Annotated in this window: 11 protein-coding genes; all 11 read left to right on the top strand. The window is 67.2% G+C overall.

Annotated features, from left to right (window positions below):
* Positions 1 to 237 precede the first annotated feature (237 nt).
* The 11 genes from dksA to mraY all read left to right on the top strand — a co-directional run bounded on the left by dksA (position 238) and on the right by mraY (position 12,844).
* Positions 238 to 1,194: an RNA polymerase-binding protein DksA gene (dksA, locus tag FN976_RS05305; RefSeq protein ID WP_255440141.1), complete on the top strand. Its 957-nt coding sequence runs from the start codon at positions 238 to 240 to the stop codon at positions 1,192 to 1,194.
* Between the two features lie 22 nt (positions 1,195 to 1,216).
* Positions 1,217 to 3,094, top strand: a complete 1,878-nt coding sequence (locus tag FN976_RS05300; RefSeq protein ID WP_145891735.1) for an STAS domain-containing protein — start codon at positions 1,217 to 1,219, stop codon at positions 3,092 to 3,094.
* A 172-nt stretch (positions 3,095 to 3,266) separates the two neighbouring features.
* On the top strand, positions 3,267 to 3,818 hold the full coding sequence (gene hslV, locus FN976_RS05295) for an ATP-dependent protease subunit HslV (protein ID WP_145891733.1): 552 nt from the start codon (positions 3,267 to 3,269) through the stop codon (positions 3,816 to 3,818).
* Between the two features lie 11 nt (positions 3,819 to 3,829).
* The gene (gene hslU / locus FN976_RS05290; protein ID WP_145892342.1) at positions 3,830 to 5,140 is read left to right on the top strand and encodes an ATP-dependent protease ATPase subunit HslU; all 1,311 of its coding nucleotides are present in this window, start codon (positions 3,830 to 3,832) and stop codon (positions 5,138 to 5,140) included.
* 294 nt (positions 5,141 to 5,434) lie between these two features.
* Positions 5,435 to 5,863, top strand: a complete 429-nt coding sequence (gene mraZ / locus FN976_RS05285; RefSeq protein WP_145891731.1) for a division/cell wall cluster transcriptional repressor MraZ — start codon at positions 5,435 to 5,437, stop codon at positions 5,861 to 5,863.
* A gap of 9 nt (positions 5,864 to 5,872) precedes the next feature.
* Positions 5,873 to 6,790, top strand: coding sequence for a 16S rRNA (cytosine(1402)-N(4))-methyltransferase RsmH (rsmH, locus tag FN976_RS05280; protein WP_145891729.1), 918 nt, complete (start codon positions 5,873 to 5,875; stop codon positions 6,788 to 6,790).
* On the top strand, positions 6,787 to 7,074 hold the full coding sequence (gene ftsL, locus FN976_RS05275) for a cell division protein FtsL (protein ID WP_145891727.1): 288 nt from the start codon (positions 6,787 to 6,789) through the stop codon (positions 7,072 to 7,074). Before rsmH ends, ftsL begins: the two co-directional genes overlap by 4 nt.
* Positions 7,071 to 8,810: a peptidoglycan D,D-transpeptidase FtsI family protein gene (locus FN976_RS05270; RefSeq protein WP_145891725.1), complete on the top strand. Its 1,740-nt coding sequence runs from the start codon at positions 7,071 to 7,073 to the stop codon at positions 8,808 to 8,810. Before ftsL ends, FN976_RS05270 begins: the two co-directional genes overlap by 4 nt.
* Positions 8,810 to 10,294, top strand: coding sequence for a UDP-N-acetylmuramoyl-L-alanyl-D-glutamate--2,6-diaminopimelate ligase (locus FN976_RS05265; protein ID WP_145891723.1), 1,485 nt, complete (start codon positions 8,810 to 8,812; stop codon positions 10,292 to 10,294). The genes FN976_RS05270 and FN976_RS05265 overlap by 1 nt, the downstream gene beginning before the upstream one ends.
* 5 nt (positions 10,295 to 10,299) lie before the next feature.
* A complete protein-coding gene (locus FN976_RS05260) occupies positions 10,300 to 11,676 on the top strand; it encodes a UDP-N-acetylmuramoyl-tripeptide--D-alanyl-D-alanine ligase (RefSeq protein ID WP_145892341.1) in 1,377 nt (458 codons plus the stop codon).
* Positions 11,666 to 12,844, top strand: a complete 1,179-nt coding sequence (mraY, locus tag FN976_RS05255; protein WP_145891722.1) for a phospho-N-acetylmuramoyl-pentapeptide-transferase — start codon at positions 11,666 to 11,668, stop codon at positions 12,842 to 12,844. The genes FN976_RS05260 and mraY overlap by 11 nt, the downstream gene beginning before the upstream one ends.
* Positions 12,845 to 12,846: the final 2 nt, after the last annotated feature.

Below are 12,846 nucleotides of genomic sequence, written 5' to 3'. Positions count from 1 at the left end.
CTTCGCCGCCACCTCCACCCCGCCGCTTCCATGTTTGTCTCGCTTCTGCAACTGATGGGCTTTCCCCTTGGGAGTGACAGGCCGGACCGCGGTCGCGAAAAGGGTGCGCCGGGCCGCGCGCTGCCCGACAATCAGGGTATAAATCGCGTTGATGATGGCGCTGCATCCCCCACAAGAGGCGGGCCGGCGGGCAACATGCCCGCGGCCGCCGGCGCCGACAACGCGAGGAGACGGGAATTGAAGGCTCAGCCCAAGGCCGCTGCCAAGGCCAAGAAACCCGCCGCAAAAGCCAAACCGGCCGCGAAGCCGGCGGCGAAGCCCGTGGCCAAGAAGCCGGCGGCCAAGGCCGCGAAGCCGGTCGCGAAAGCGCCGGCCAAGAAGGCGGCGCCCGTGAAGACAACGAAGCCGGCCGCGAAAGCGGCCGTCAAGGCCCCGGCACCACCGGCGGCCAGGAAGGCGGCGCCCGCGCCCGCCAAGACGGAAAAGCCGGCCGCCAAAGCGGTTCCGGCCCCCGTCAAGACCACCCCGCCCGCCAAGGCGAGCGATGCAGCCGTGAAGGCCGCGCCGCCCGCCAAGGCGTCTTCTCCCATCGCGCCTGCCGCCGCGCGCCCCGTTTCCGCGACCACGCGGCCGGGCCCCGCATCGGCTGCCACCGTCGCCGCGTTCGGCACGGTGAAGGCAACCTACACCCCCATGGCAAACCAATCCGTTTTGAACCCTCCGCCCGTCGTGGCGGTCAAGAAAGACCCGAAGCTGGCCAACAACTGGAAGACCAAGAGCGCGGAGGAACTCTCCGACGCCGAAGTGCTGGCCATGCCTGACACCGAATACATGAACGACAAGCAGATGTCGTTCTTCCGCATCAAGCTGCAGCAGCTGAAGACCGAAATCCTGAACAGCGCCGGCGAAACCACCGAGCACCTGCGCGAAGACACGGTGATCGTCCCCGATCCGGCCGATCGCGCCACCATCGAGGAAGAGCACGCGCTCGAGCTGCGCACCCGCGACCGCGAACGCAAGCTCCTGAAGAAGATCGAGCAGTCCATCGCCCGCATCGACGCCGGCGACTACGGCTACTGCGACGAAACCGGCGAGCCCATCGGCGTCGGCCGCCTGCTCGCGCGGCCCACGGCGACGCTGTCGCTGGAGGCGCAGCAACGCCGGGAGCTGAAACAGAAGATGTTCGGGGACTGATCCCCGCAGCGGACTGAACGCCATGGCAACCAAGGACGATACCTCTCCCGGATTGCTGTCCAAGGTCGTGCGGTTCGTGAAGAACCCCGCGACCAACTGGGGCGACCTCGAGCCGGAGGCCGAGCGGGAGAGCTCGTACTCCAAGCAGATGCTCAAGGAGATGATCGAGCGCAAGCGGCGCAACGACTTCGTGCGCAAGCGTGAGTTCGACATGCTGCGCAAGATGCGGCGCAGCGAGGTGCTGGCCGGGCAGGACCCGGCGGCGCGCCCCTCGTTCTTCCAGAGCTCCATGCCGTCCAAGCCGGACGACCGCGCGACCACGCTGAAGAAGATCGACGAGATCGAGGCGCAGATGTCCATGCAGTGGTGGAAGACCAAGCATGGCGACAACTCGTCGCGAATGGGCGCCAACAGCACCGGCAGCTTCATGGCGTCGTCGCACATCCCGCCCGAGGCCATGGCTTCGCGCGCCGCGGCGCCCGTGAGCGCCACCGCCTACACCCGCACGGAGCCGACGCCGCTGAAGGCGGAGCCGCCGACCATGGCCGCCGACCTGCGGCCGATGATGGAGGACGAGCCGGCGGTTGCGCCGCCGCCGGTCGAGGAACGCCGGCCGCTGGCATCGCGCAGTGTCAGCCCTGGCGCAAGCCCGGCGCAGCAGCCGCCCGCCGCGCCGGCCCGGCCGGCGCCGGCCCAGGAGCCCCCGGTTTCTCGAGGCGGGCCCTCGTCGGAGGGCAACAACGCCAGCGCCTTCACCGCCTCCAAGCTGTTCGCGATCGACGTCGACGAGTTCGCGCACGATCCCGAACTGGAAGAGGCCTCGATCCGGTTCGCCAACGGCGACGACGACGGCGCCGAGGCCGGACTGATGGAAGTGCTGGCCCCGGACGGCACCCGCGTGGACCACGACGAAACCTGGCTCACGCTGTTCGACTTGTACCGCGCGACCGGCCGGCAGGATCGCTACGAGACGGCGGCGATCGAATTCGCGAGCCGTTTCGGGCGTTCGGCTCCGCAGTGGTTTTCCCTGCCGGAGATCGTGGGCCGCATGAGCGCGCCCGCCACGCCGGCGGCCAGCGGCAACCAGCAGCTCGCCGACTGGTCCAGCCCCGCCATCTTCGGCACGCAGTCGCTCGCCGCCATGAACGCGGGGTTGGCGAAAGCCACGGCGCCCTGGCGGTTGAACTGGAGCAAGCTGGTTTCCATCGTCGAGTCCGCCGTCGAGCCCCTCACGAAAGCGTTCACCCAGTGGGCGGGCCAGACGGTGCAGCTGCGCTTCATCGGCGCCGACAACCTGGAGAAAGTGCTGAAGGAAGCCACGCCGTCGGGTGACCGCAGTGTCAACCCGGCCTGGTGGAAGCTGCGCATGGAAGTGCTGCGCGTGATGCACCGGCCCGATGAATTCGAACTGGTCGCGCTCGACTACTGCGTGACCTATGAAGTCTCCCCGCCTTCGTGGGACAGCGCCCGCTGCGAATACAAGCCGCTGCAGTCCGACGGGACCTATGCCGCCGGCCACACGATCATCGGTGAAGCCTTCCGCGACTCTCTGGCTTCGGGCCTGACCACCGGCTACGGCGACACGCAGCTGCCCTCGGTGATGAACTCGCAGATGTCCAACGTCTCCACGGTGGAGCTGGCCGGCCAGGTGCTCGGCGATGCGACGGAAGCGCTGGAATTGCTCGAAGCCAAGATGATGGGTGCCGACGTCATGGTCGTTTCCTGCGCGCGGCTCATGCGCATCGATTTCACCGCCGCGGGGACGCTGCTGAACTGGGTCACTGCGCGCCAGGCCGAAGGCCGGCAGGTGCAGTTCGTCGAAGTGCATCGCCTGGTTGCCGCGTTCTTCAACGTGATCGGCATCAGCGAGCATGCACGGGTCATCGCGCGTCACGACTGAGCTCTTCACTCGAAAAAGTGCTGCGCACTTTTTCGAGTGGTTCTGATCAGTGCGACGAGGACCGGCGAAGCCGGATCCTCGCCACCATGGAGACCGCGCTGCATGTTATTCCGCGCGGTCTGGTGCCGCTAGCGGTTGCAAAATCCCCGGCAGGCCTCAATCTTCTCTTTCTATGGAACAGTTTCACGGCACCACCATCGTCAGCGTGCGGCGCAAGAACGCGGCCGGCGCCTGGGAAGTGGCGATCGGCGGCGACGGGCAGGTGACCCTGGGCCACATCGTCGTCAAGGGCTCGGCCCGCAAGGTGCGCAAGCTGCATCACGACAAGGTCCTGGCGGGGTTCGCGGGCGCGACGGCCGACGCCTTCACGCTGTTCGAACGCTTCGAAGGCAAGCTCGAGAAGCACCAGGGTCACCTGGTGCGTGCGGCCATCGAACTCACCAAGGACTGGCGCACCGACCGTGTGCTGCGCAAGCTCGAAGCCATGCTGGCGGTGGCCGACAAGGACGCCTCGCTCATCATCACCGGCAATGGCGACGTGCTGGAGCCCGAGCACGGCATCATCGCCATCGGATCCGGCGGAGCCTACGCGCAGGCCTCGGCCAAGGCCTTGCTGGACAACACCGAGCTGAGTGCGCGCGACATCGTGAAGAAGTCGCTCGAGATCGCGGGCGAGCTGTGCATCTATACGAACATGCACCACACGATCGAGGTGCTCGAGTGACCGCAGGCAGCATGACCCCGCAGGAGATCGTCTCCGAACTCGACCGTCACATCGTCGGCCAGAAGGACGCCAAGCGCGCCGTGGCCATTGCGCTGCGCAACCGCTGGCGCCGGATGCAGGTCGACGAGAAGCTGCGGCCCGAGATCACGCCCAAGAACATCCTGATGATCGGCCCCACCGGCGTGGGCAAGACCGAGATCGCCCGGCGTCTCGCCAAACTGGCCGATGCACCCTTCATCAAGGTGGAGGCGACCAAGTTCACCGAGGTCGGCTATGTCGGCAAGGACGTCGACTCCATCATCCGGGACCTGGCCGAGATGGCCGTGAAGCAGACCCGCGTGGCCGAGATGCGCAAGGTGCGCACACGGGCCGAGGATGCGGCGGAAGAACGCATCCTGAACGCGTTGGTGCCGGCGGCGCGCGGCGACGAAGTCGCGGCGGACAGCACGGCGCGGCAGGTGTTCCGCAAGAAGCTGCGGGAAGGCTCGCTCAACGACAAGGACATCGAGATCGACCTGGCCGAACCCAAACCGTCCATGGAGATCATGACGCCGCCTGGCATGGAAGAGATGACCGAGCAGCTGCGCGGCATGTTCAGCCAGTTCGGCCAGGGCCGGCGCAAGGCACGCAAGCTGAAGATCGGCGAGGCGATGAAGCTGCTGGTCGAGGAGGAAGCCGCGGGCCTGGTGAACGAGGATGAGATCCGTGCGCAGGCCATCGCCAATGCCGAACAGAACGGCATCGTGTTCATCGATGAAATCGACAAGGTCGCGTCACGCGGCGATGGCGCCAGCGGCGCCGAAGTGTCGCGCCAGGGCGTGCAACGCGACTTGCTCCCGTTGGTGGAGGGCACGACGGTTTCGACGAAGTACGGCCCCATCAAGACCGATCACATCCTCTTCATCGCGAGCGGCGCCTTCCACCTTTCCAAGCCCAGTGACCTGATCCCTGAACTGCAGGGCCGTTTGCCGATCCGCGTGGAACTGCAATCGCTTACCGTGCAGGATTTCGAGGCCATCCTCACGCAGACCCATGCGTCGCTGGTGAAGCAGTACCAGGCTTTGCTGCAGACCGAGGGTGTGACCCTCGCGTTCCAGCCCGACGGCATCACCCGGCTGGCCCAGATCGCCTACGAGGTCAACGAGCGGACCGAAAACATCGGGGCACGCAGGCTGTCGACGGTGATGGAGCGGCTGCTAGACGAAGTCAGTTTCGATGCCGCCAAGCTCGACGGTCAGACCGTCACCATCGACGCCGCCATGGTCGATTCCCGCCTCGCCGAGCTCAGCCGCGACGAAGACCTGTCGCGCTACATCCTCTGAGCTCCAACTGCTGAGTGGCGCCCGCCCCGCAGGGCGAACAGCTCCTTACATCGCGCCTGAGTTTCACGCACTACTTTCAGAGCGCGGCGTAAGTGCTTGCTTTAGAACACCTTTTCCTTCGCATACTGTGTGAAAAAACAGCGCTAAGTTGTTGATTCCATTGTGAAAAGCTCCGCAGCTCCACGCTTGCGCGGCTGAGTTTTCCTGCTACAGTGCAAAAAAGTGCAATTAAGTGGCGGAAAGTGGGCTGGCTTTCCGCCTGTTGCCGATTCAACGTAGCAAGGGCTTACACAGGTGTTCCAGGGCGCATCATCGCTGAGTCTCGATGGGAAGGGGCGGCTCTCCATGCCGACCCGGCATCGTGACGTGCTGAGCGCCACGGCCGCCAACCTGCTGACCATCACGCGCCATCCCCATGGCTGCCTGATGATTTTTCCGCGGCCGGAGTGGGAAACATTTCGTCAACGGCTCTCCGAGCTCCCCATGGCCGCGCAGTGGTGGAAGAGAATCTTCCTGGGCAACGCGATGGACGTCGAACTCGACGGCACCGGACGCGTCCTGGTCTCACCGGAATTGCGGGCCGCCGCGGGCATCGAGCGCGACACGATGCTGCTGGGGATGGGCAACCACTTCGAGCTCTGGGACAAGGCGATGTACGAGGCCAAGGAGGCCGAGGCCTTGCGCGGGGACATGCCCGATGTCTTCAAGGAATTTTCTTTTTGAGAGCAGGCGGTGGAACCCACATGGCAACACACCACCGTCTTGTTGAACGAAGCAGTCACCGCTCTCCTCACCAAGCCGGATGCAACCTACGTCGACGCCACCTTCGGGCGCGGCGGGCACTCGCGCCTGATCCTCTCGCGCCTGGCGCCTGCGGGCCGCCTGATCGCCTTCGACAAGGACCTGGAAGCTGTCGCCGCGGCGGCGCAGATCGCCGATGCACGCTTCTCGATCCGGCACGCGGCCTTTCGCGACCTGGGCGAGCTGCCGCCGGCCAGCGCCGCGGGCGTGCTGATGGACATCGGGGTGAGCTCGCCGCAGATCGACAACCCGGCGCGCGGCTTCTCCTTTCGCAACGACGGACCGCTCGACATGCGCATGGACACCACGCGCGGCCAGAGCGCGGCGCAATGGCTGGCCACCGCCCCGGTGGAGCAAATGAGGGAGGTGATTCGTGACTATGGCGAAGAACGGTTTGCTCTTCAGATTGCAAAGGCGATTGATGCTCGCCGACAGGAACGGGGCCCTCTTGCATCCACCCGGGAACTGGCCGAACTCGTGGCTCGTACGGTCAAAACCCGCGAGCCGGGCCAGGACCCTGCAACGCGCACATTTCAGGCTCTTCGGATTTTCGTCAACGCCGAGCTTGAAGAGCTGCAAGAGGCGCTAGAGGCCAGCTTGGACGTGCTCGCACCCACCGGCCGGCTTGTCGTGATCAGCTTCCATTCGCTGGAAGACCGGATCGTCAAGCAATTCATCGCGAAGCACTCGCGCGATGAGGTGGACCGGCGCGCGCCGTTCGCGCCGCCGAAGCCGATGAGGCTGAAATCGCTGGGCCGTGTGAAGCCGTCCGACGATGAGGTGCGGGCCAACCCGCGGGCCCGCAGCGCGGTCATGCGGGTCGCCGAGCGGACGGAGGTGGCGGCATGACGCGCCTGAACCTCGTCCTTCTTGCAGCGGTCATCGCCAGCGCGCTCTACCTTGTCCGCGTGCAATACGAATCACGCCGCCTCTACACCGAGATCGAGAAGGTGCAGAACGAGGTCCGCAAGCTCGAGGTGGAACACGAGCGGTTGCAGGTGGAAAAGCGCGCGCAGGCCACGGCCGGCCGGGTGGAGAAGCTTGCGCGCGAGCAGCTGCACATGCGCGCCGCCACGCCGGCGATCACGCAGTACGTCACGCTCAAGGGCACGCCCGCCGGAGTGGCGCAATGAGGCACAACAAGGCACTGGCCTACGCGTCCAGCCCGTTGCTGGCCAGCCGCACGCCGGTCTGGCGCAGCAAGCTCATCGTCGCGGGCATCGCCCTCGCTTTCCTGGGGCTGGCTGGCCGCGCGGCCTGGGTCCAGGTGTTCGGCAACGACTTCTACCGCAAGCAGGGCGAGGTGCGCTTCGCCCGCACGCTGGAGCTGCCGGCCAACCGCGGCCGCATCTTCGACCGCAATGGGCTGCTGCTGGCCACCAGCGTGCCGGTGCCCAGCATCTGGGCCATTCCGGAAGACGTGGAGCGCGACAAGACCAAGCTGGCCGCGCTGGCCAAGCTGCTGCAGATGCCGCTGCCAGAGCTGATGAAGAAGCTGGAGGACGAGGACCGCAACTTCGTGTGGCTCAAGCGCCAGGTCGACGAATCGGTGGCGCGGCAGATCACATCGCTGGACATCAAGGGCGTCTACCAGCGCAAGGAATACCGGCGCCAGTATCCGGAAGGCGAGGCGGCCGCGCACGTCGTCGGCTTCACCAGCGTCGAGGACCACGGCCAGGAAGGCGTGGAGCTCGCGTTCGACAAGGACCTGGCGGGCCGCGCCGGCTCGCGCCGCGTCATCAAGGACCGTCTCGGCCGCATCGTCGAGGACGTGGGCGAGCAGGTGCCGCCGGTGGACGGCAAGGACCTGCAGCTGTCCATCGACAGCAAGGTGCAGTTCTTCGCGTACCAGAAGCTGCGCGATGCCGTGCTGGAGAACAAGGCCAAGGCGGGCAGTGTCGTCGTGCTGGACGTCCAGAGCGGCGAGGTGCTGGCGCTCGCCAACTACCCGAGCTACACGCCGGGCAACCGGCAGAACCTGAGCGGGGCGCAGCTGCGCAACCGCGCCCTGACGGACACCTTCGAGCCGGGCTCCACCATGAAGCCCTTCATCGCCGCGCTCGCGCTGGAAAAAGGCATGGTCCAGCCGCAGACGCCGATCCAGACCGCGCCCGGCCGCCTGACCATCGGCGGCTCCACCATCAGCGATGCGCATCCGCATGGCGTGCTCACGGTGGCGCAGATCATCCAGAAGTCCAGCAACGTCGGCACCGTCAAGCTGGCGATGCAGATGCAGCCGCGCGAGATGTGGGAGATGTACAGCCAGGTGGGCTTCGGCCAGCGGCCGCAGCTGCCCTTCCCCGGCACGGTCAGCGGCAAGCTGCGCGCGCACAAGACCTGGCGGCCGATCGAGCAGGCGACCATGAGTTATGGGTATGGCCTGTCGGCCAGCCTGTTCCAGCTGGCGCGGGCCTACAGCGTGTTCGCGCGCGACGGCGAACTGGTCCCGGTCACCTTGCTCAAATCGGACGGCCAGGCCGCCGGCTTGCGCGTCCTGCAGGCGGGCACCGCGCAGGAAGTCCGCCAGATGCTGCACATGGCCACGCAGTCGGGTGGGACGGCGCCCAAGGCGCAGACCATGGGCTACTCGGTGGGCGGCAAGACCGGCACGGCGCACAAGCAGGAAGGCAAGGGCTACGCCGACAAGAAGTACCGCGGCTTCTTCGTGGGCCTGGCGCCGGTCGAAAAGCCGCGCATCGTCGTCGCCGTGATGATCGATGAACCCAGCGCGGGCCGCTATTTCGGCGGGGACGTGGCCGCGCCGGTCTTCAGTGCAACGGTGCAGCAGAGCCTGCGCATGCTGGGCGTGCAGCCGGACATGAACGTGAAGCCGCAGATCGTCGTGCGGGCCGTGGAGGAATCGTTCTGATGCGCGCGCTCCACACGCCCGAGGAAGCGTCGCAATGGCTGCGCAGCCGGGTCACCGGCACGATCTCCTGCGACAGCCGCAAGGTGGGCGCGGGCGACGGCTTCATCGCCTGGCCGGGCGCGGCCACGGATGGCCGCAAGTTCGTGCAGGCCGCGCTTCAGCAGGGCGCCCAGGCCTGCCTGGTGGAGCAGTCCGGTGTGGAGGCTTTCGACTTCGACGGCGACGCCATCGCGACCTATGCCGGCCTCAAAGCCGCGACCGGCCCGATCGCCGCGCTGTACTTCGATCAGCCGACCACGCAGCTGGACGTGCTCGCCGCGACGGGGACCAACGGCAAGACCTCCACCGCCTGGTGGCTGGCGCAGGCGCTTTCGCAGTTGCCCGGCGCGCAGGCGATCCCCTGCGGGCTGATCGGCACGCTGGGCACGGGCCGGCCGCCGCACGTCGTCTCCACCGGGCTCACCACGCCGGACCCGGTCCTGCTGCAAGGCCAGTTCCGCCGCTTCGTCGACGAAGGCGTGAAGGCCTGCGCCATCGAGGCTTCGTCGGTCGGCATCGTCGAGCGGCGCATGGACGGCACCCAGGTGCACGTGGCCCTGTTCACCAACTTCACGCAGGACCACCTGGACTATCACGGTTCGATGGAAGCCTACTGGCAGGCGAAGGCGGAGCTGTTCCGCTGGCCCGGCCTGCGGGCGGCCGTGATCAACCTCGACGATGAGAAGGGGCGTGACCTGCAGGCGCAGCTGGAAGGCTCGCCGATCGCGCTGTGGACCTATTCCTGCGTGCGCGAGGCCCGGCTGGTCGCGCACGACATCGGCTACAGCGATGAAGGCCTGCGCTTCGAAGTGGTCGAAGGCGGCGAGCGCCATGTGCTGCAGACGCAGTTGATCGGCCAGTACAACGTCTCCAACCTGCTCGGCGTGCTGGGCGGGATGCGGGCCCTGGGCGTGGCGCTGGCCGATGCCGTCACGGCCTGCCGTGACCTGCTGCCGGTGCCCGGCCGCATGGAGCGCCTGAACGTGCCCGGCAAGCCGCTGGTGGCCGTCGACTACGCCCACACACCCGATGCGCTGGACAAGGGCTTGCAGGCGCTGCGTCCGCTCGCCCAGCAGCGGGGCGGCAAGCTCTGGTGCATCTTCGGCTGCGGCGGCGACCGGGATCCGATGAAGCGGCCACTGATGGCGGCCGTGGCCGAGAAGAACGCCGACCGTGTCGTGGTGACCAGCGACAACCCGCGCACCGAAAAGGCCGAGGCGATCATCAGCCAGGTGCTGCTCGGTCTCTCGCACGCGGAGTGCGTGGAAGTGCAGACCGACCGGGCCCGGGCGATCGCCGAGACGGTGGCCGTGGCCGATGCGCGGGACGTGGTGCTCATTGCGGGCAAGGGCCACGAGGACTACCAGGAGATCGCTGGGGTGAAGCACCCGTTCTCCGACCAGGCGCATGCCCTGGAAGCCTTGCAGCGGAGGGCCGCCGCATGAACAGCATGTTCACGCTGCACGAAGCCGCCGCCTGGCTGGGCGGGCGCCTCGTCGGCGATGGCGGTCTCGCCGTGCAACGCGTGCACTCCGACACACGCACCCTGGCGCCGGGCGATCTCTTCGTCGCGCTGAAGGGTGAGCGCTTCGACGCCAACGACTTCATCGCCGATGCGCAATCCAAAGGCGCCGCCGCGGCGCTCGCGCACCCGGGGCGCATCCCGGCCGGCTTCCACGGCATCGAGGTCGATGACAGCAAGGCCGCCCTCGGCCAGCTGGCGCACGCCTGGCGCCAGCAGTTCCAGCTGCCGCTGGTGGCCGTCACCGGCAGCAACGGCAAGACAACGGTGACGCAGATGGTCGCCGCGATCCTGCGCGCCTGGCAGCCAGACGCCCATCTCGCCACTGTCGGCAACCTGAACAACGACATCGGGCTGCCGCTCACGCTGCTGCGCCTGCGTGCGGCGCATCGTGTCGCGGTGCTCGAGCTGGGCATGAACCATCCGGGCGAGATCGGCTACCTCGCGGGCATCTCGCGGCCAACGGTGGCGCTCGTCAACAACGCGCAGCGCGAGCACCAGGAATTCATGGCCACCGTGGAAGCGGTGGCGCGCGAGAACGGCAGCGTGTTCGCGGCCCTGGGCCCGACGGGCGTAGCGGTGTTTCCCGCGAATGACGAATTCACGGGCTTGTGGACCGGCCTCGCCGGGGCCCGGCCCTGCATGACTTTCAGCGACGCGGCCCGGCCCGGCAGCGCCGACATCGTTCTGGCCGGGTCTGAATGGCGAGAGGGGCACTGGGACGTGCGGGCGGAAACGCCCGCCGGCGCAGTGGCTTTCCGACTCCATATCGCCGGCCGCCACAACGTGCGCAACGCGCTCGCCGCCACCGCCTGCGCGGTGGCCGCCGGCGCGCCGCTGGACGCGGTGGCGCGCGGCCTCGAGGCGTTCGAGCCGGTCAAGGGCCGGTCGCGCGCCCTGGCCGTCACGCTGGCCGGACGCACGCTGACGCTGGTCGACGACACCTACAACGCCAATCCCGACTCGGCTCGCGCCGCCATCGACGTGCTGGCCGAGCTGCCGGGGCCGCGCCTGCTGGTCCTGGGAGACATGGGCGAGGTCGGCGACCAGGGGCCGCAGTTCCACGCCGAGGTGGGCGACTACGCCCGCGAGCGCGGCATCGAACAGCTCTACACGCTGGGGGAGCAGGCGGCCGGGATGGGTGGCCGCCACTTCGCCGGCATCGACGAATTGAACGCCGCGGTGCTCGCGGCGCTGCCGGCCACGCACAGCGTGCTGGTGAAGGGATCGCGGTTCATGAAGATGGAAAGGGTGGTCGAGGCCATCACGTCGCACACGAAGCAGGGGGCCACGCATGCTGGTTAGCCTTGCCGCCTGGCTGCAGACACTTGGCCCCGAGTGGGGCTTCCTGCGCGTGGTGCAGTACCTCACGTTTCGCGCCGTCATGGCCGCGATGACCGCGCTCCTGATCGGCCTGCTGGCCGGGCCCTGGGTGATCCGGCGCCTGGCCGAACTCAAGATCGGCCAGCCGGTGCGCGGCTACGGCTTGCAGACGCACCTGAAGAAAAGCGGCACGCCCACCATGGGGGGCGTGCTCATCCTCCTGTCGATCGCCGCGGCGACCCTGCTGTGGTTCGACTGGAGCAACCGCTTTGTCTGGATCGTTCTCGTCGTGACCATCGGGTTCGGCGCCATCGGCTGGGTCGACGACTGGCGCAAGGTGGTCCGCAAGGACCCGGAAGGCATGCGCTCGCGCGAGAAGTACTTCTGGCAATCGGTGATCGGCCTGGTCGCCGCGCTCTACCTGGTGTTCAGCATCTCGGAGAGTTCCAACCTGCGCGTGCTGGACCTGTTCTTTCGATGGGCCATGTCCGGCTTCGACGTGAACCTGCCGCCCAAGGCGGGACTCTGGCTTCCCTTCTTCAAGGAAGTCGCGTACCCGGTCGGTGTGTTCGGCTTCGTCATCATGACCTACCTGGTCATCGTGGGCGCGAGCAATGCCGTGAACCTCACCGACGGCCTGGACGGCCTGGCCATCATGCCGGTGGTGATGGTGGGCTCGGCGCTGGGTGTGTTCGCCTATGTGACGGGCAGCGCCGTCTACTCCAAGTACCTGCTGTTCCCCTACATCCCGGGTGCCGGTGAACTGCTGATCTTCTGCGCCGCGATGGCCGGAGCCGGGCTGGCGTTCCTGTGGTTCAACACGCATCCGGCCCAGGTCTTCATGGGCGACGTCGGCGCGCTGGCGCTGGGCGGCGCGCTGGGGACCATCGCCGTGATCGTGCGCCAGGAGATCGTGCTGGCCATCATGGGCGGGATCTTCGTGGTGGAGGCGCTTTCCGTCATGGCGCAGGTCGTGTACTTCAAGTACACCAAGAAGAAGTACGGCGAGGGCCGGCGCATCCTGAAGATGGCGCCGCTGCACCACCACTTCGAAAAGTCCGGCTGGACCGAGACGCAGGTGGTGGTGCGCTTCTGGATCATCACCATGCTCTTGTGCCTGGTCGGTCTGTCTACCTTGAAGCTGCGGTGAGC

Origin of the sequence: Caenimonas sedimenti (genome assembly GCF_007833165.1) — a bacterium.
Classification (GTDB): domain Bacteria; phylum Pseudomonadota; class Gammaproteobacteria; order Burkholderiales; family Burkholderiaceae_C; genus Ramlibacter; species Ramlibacter sedimenti.
Note: the sequence above shows the minus strand (reverse complement) of the source record. Positions and strands in the feature narration are given on the sequence as shown.

Bases quoted from the DNA above. Each gene is read 5' to 3' on its own strand.
- FN976_RS05300 (WP_145891735.1), top strand. From the start codon at position 1,217: ATGGCAACCAAGGACGATACCTCTCCCGGATTGCTGTCCAAGGTCGTG.
- hslV (WP_145891733.1), top strand. From the start codon at position 3,267: ATGGAACAGTTTCACGGCACCACCATCGTCAGCGTGCGGCGCAAGAAC.
- hslU (WP_145892342.1), top strand. From the start codon at position 3,830: ATGACCCCGCAGGAGATCGTCTCCGAACTCGACCGTCACATCGTCGGC.
- ftsL (WP_145891727.1), top strand. From the start codon at position 6,787: ATGACGCGCCTGAACCTCGTCCTTCTTGCAGCGGTCATCGCCAGCGCG.
- FN976_RS05270 (WP_145891725.1), top strand. From the start codon at position 7,071: ATGAGGCACAACAAGGCACTGGCCTACGCGTCCAGCCCGTTGCTGGCC.
- FN976_RS05265 (WP_145891723.1), top strand. From the start codon at position 8,810: ATGCGCGCGCTCCACACGCCCGAGGAAGCGTCGCAATGGCTGCGCAGC.
- FN976_RS05260 (WP_145892341.1), top strand. From the start codon at position 10,300: ATGTTCACGCTGCACGAAGCCGCCGCCTGGCTGGGCGGGCGCCTCGTC.
- mraY (WP_145891722.1), top strand. From the start codon at position 11,666: ATGCTGGTTAGCCTTGCCGCCTGGCTGCAGACACTTGGCCCCGAGTGG.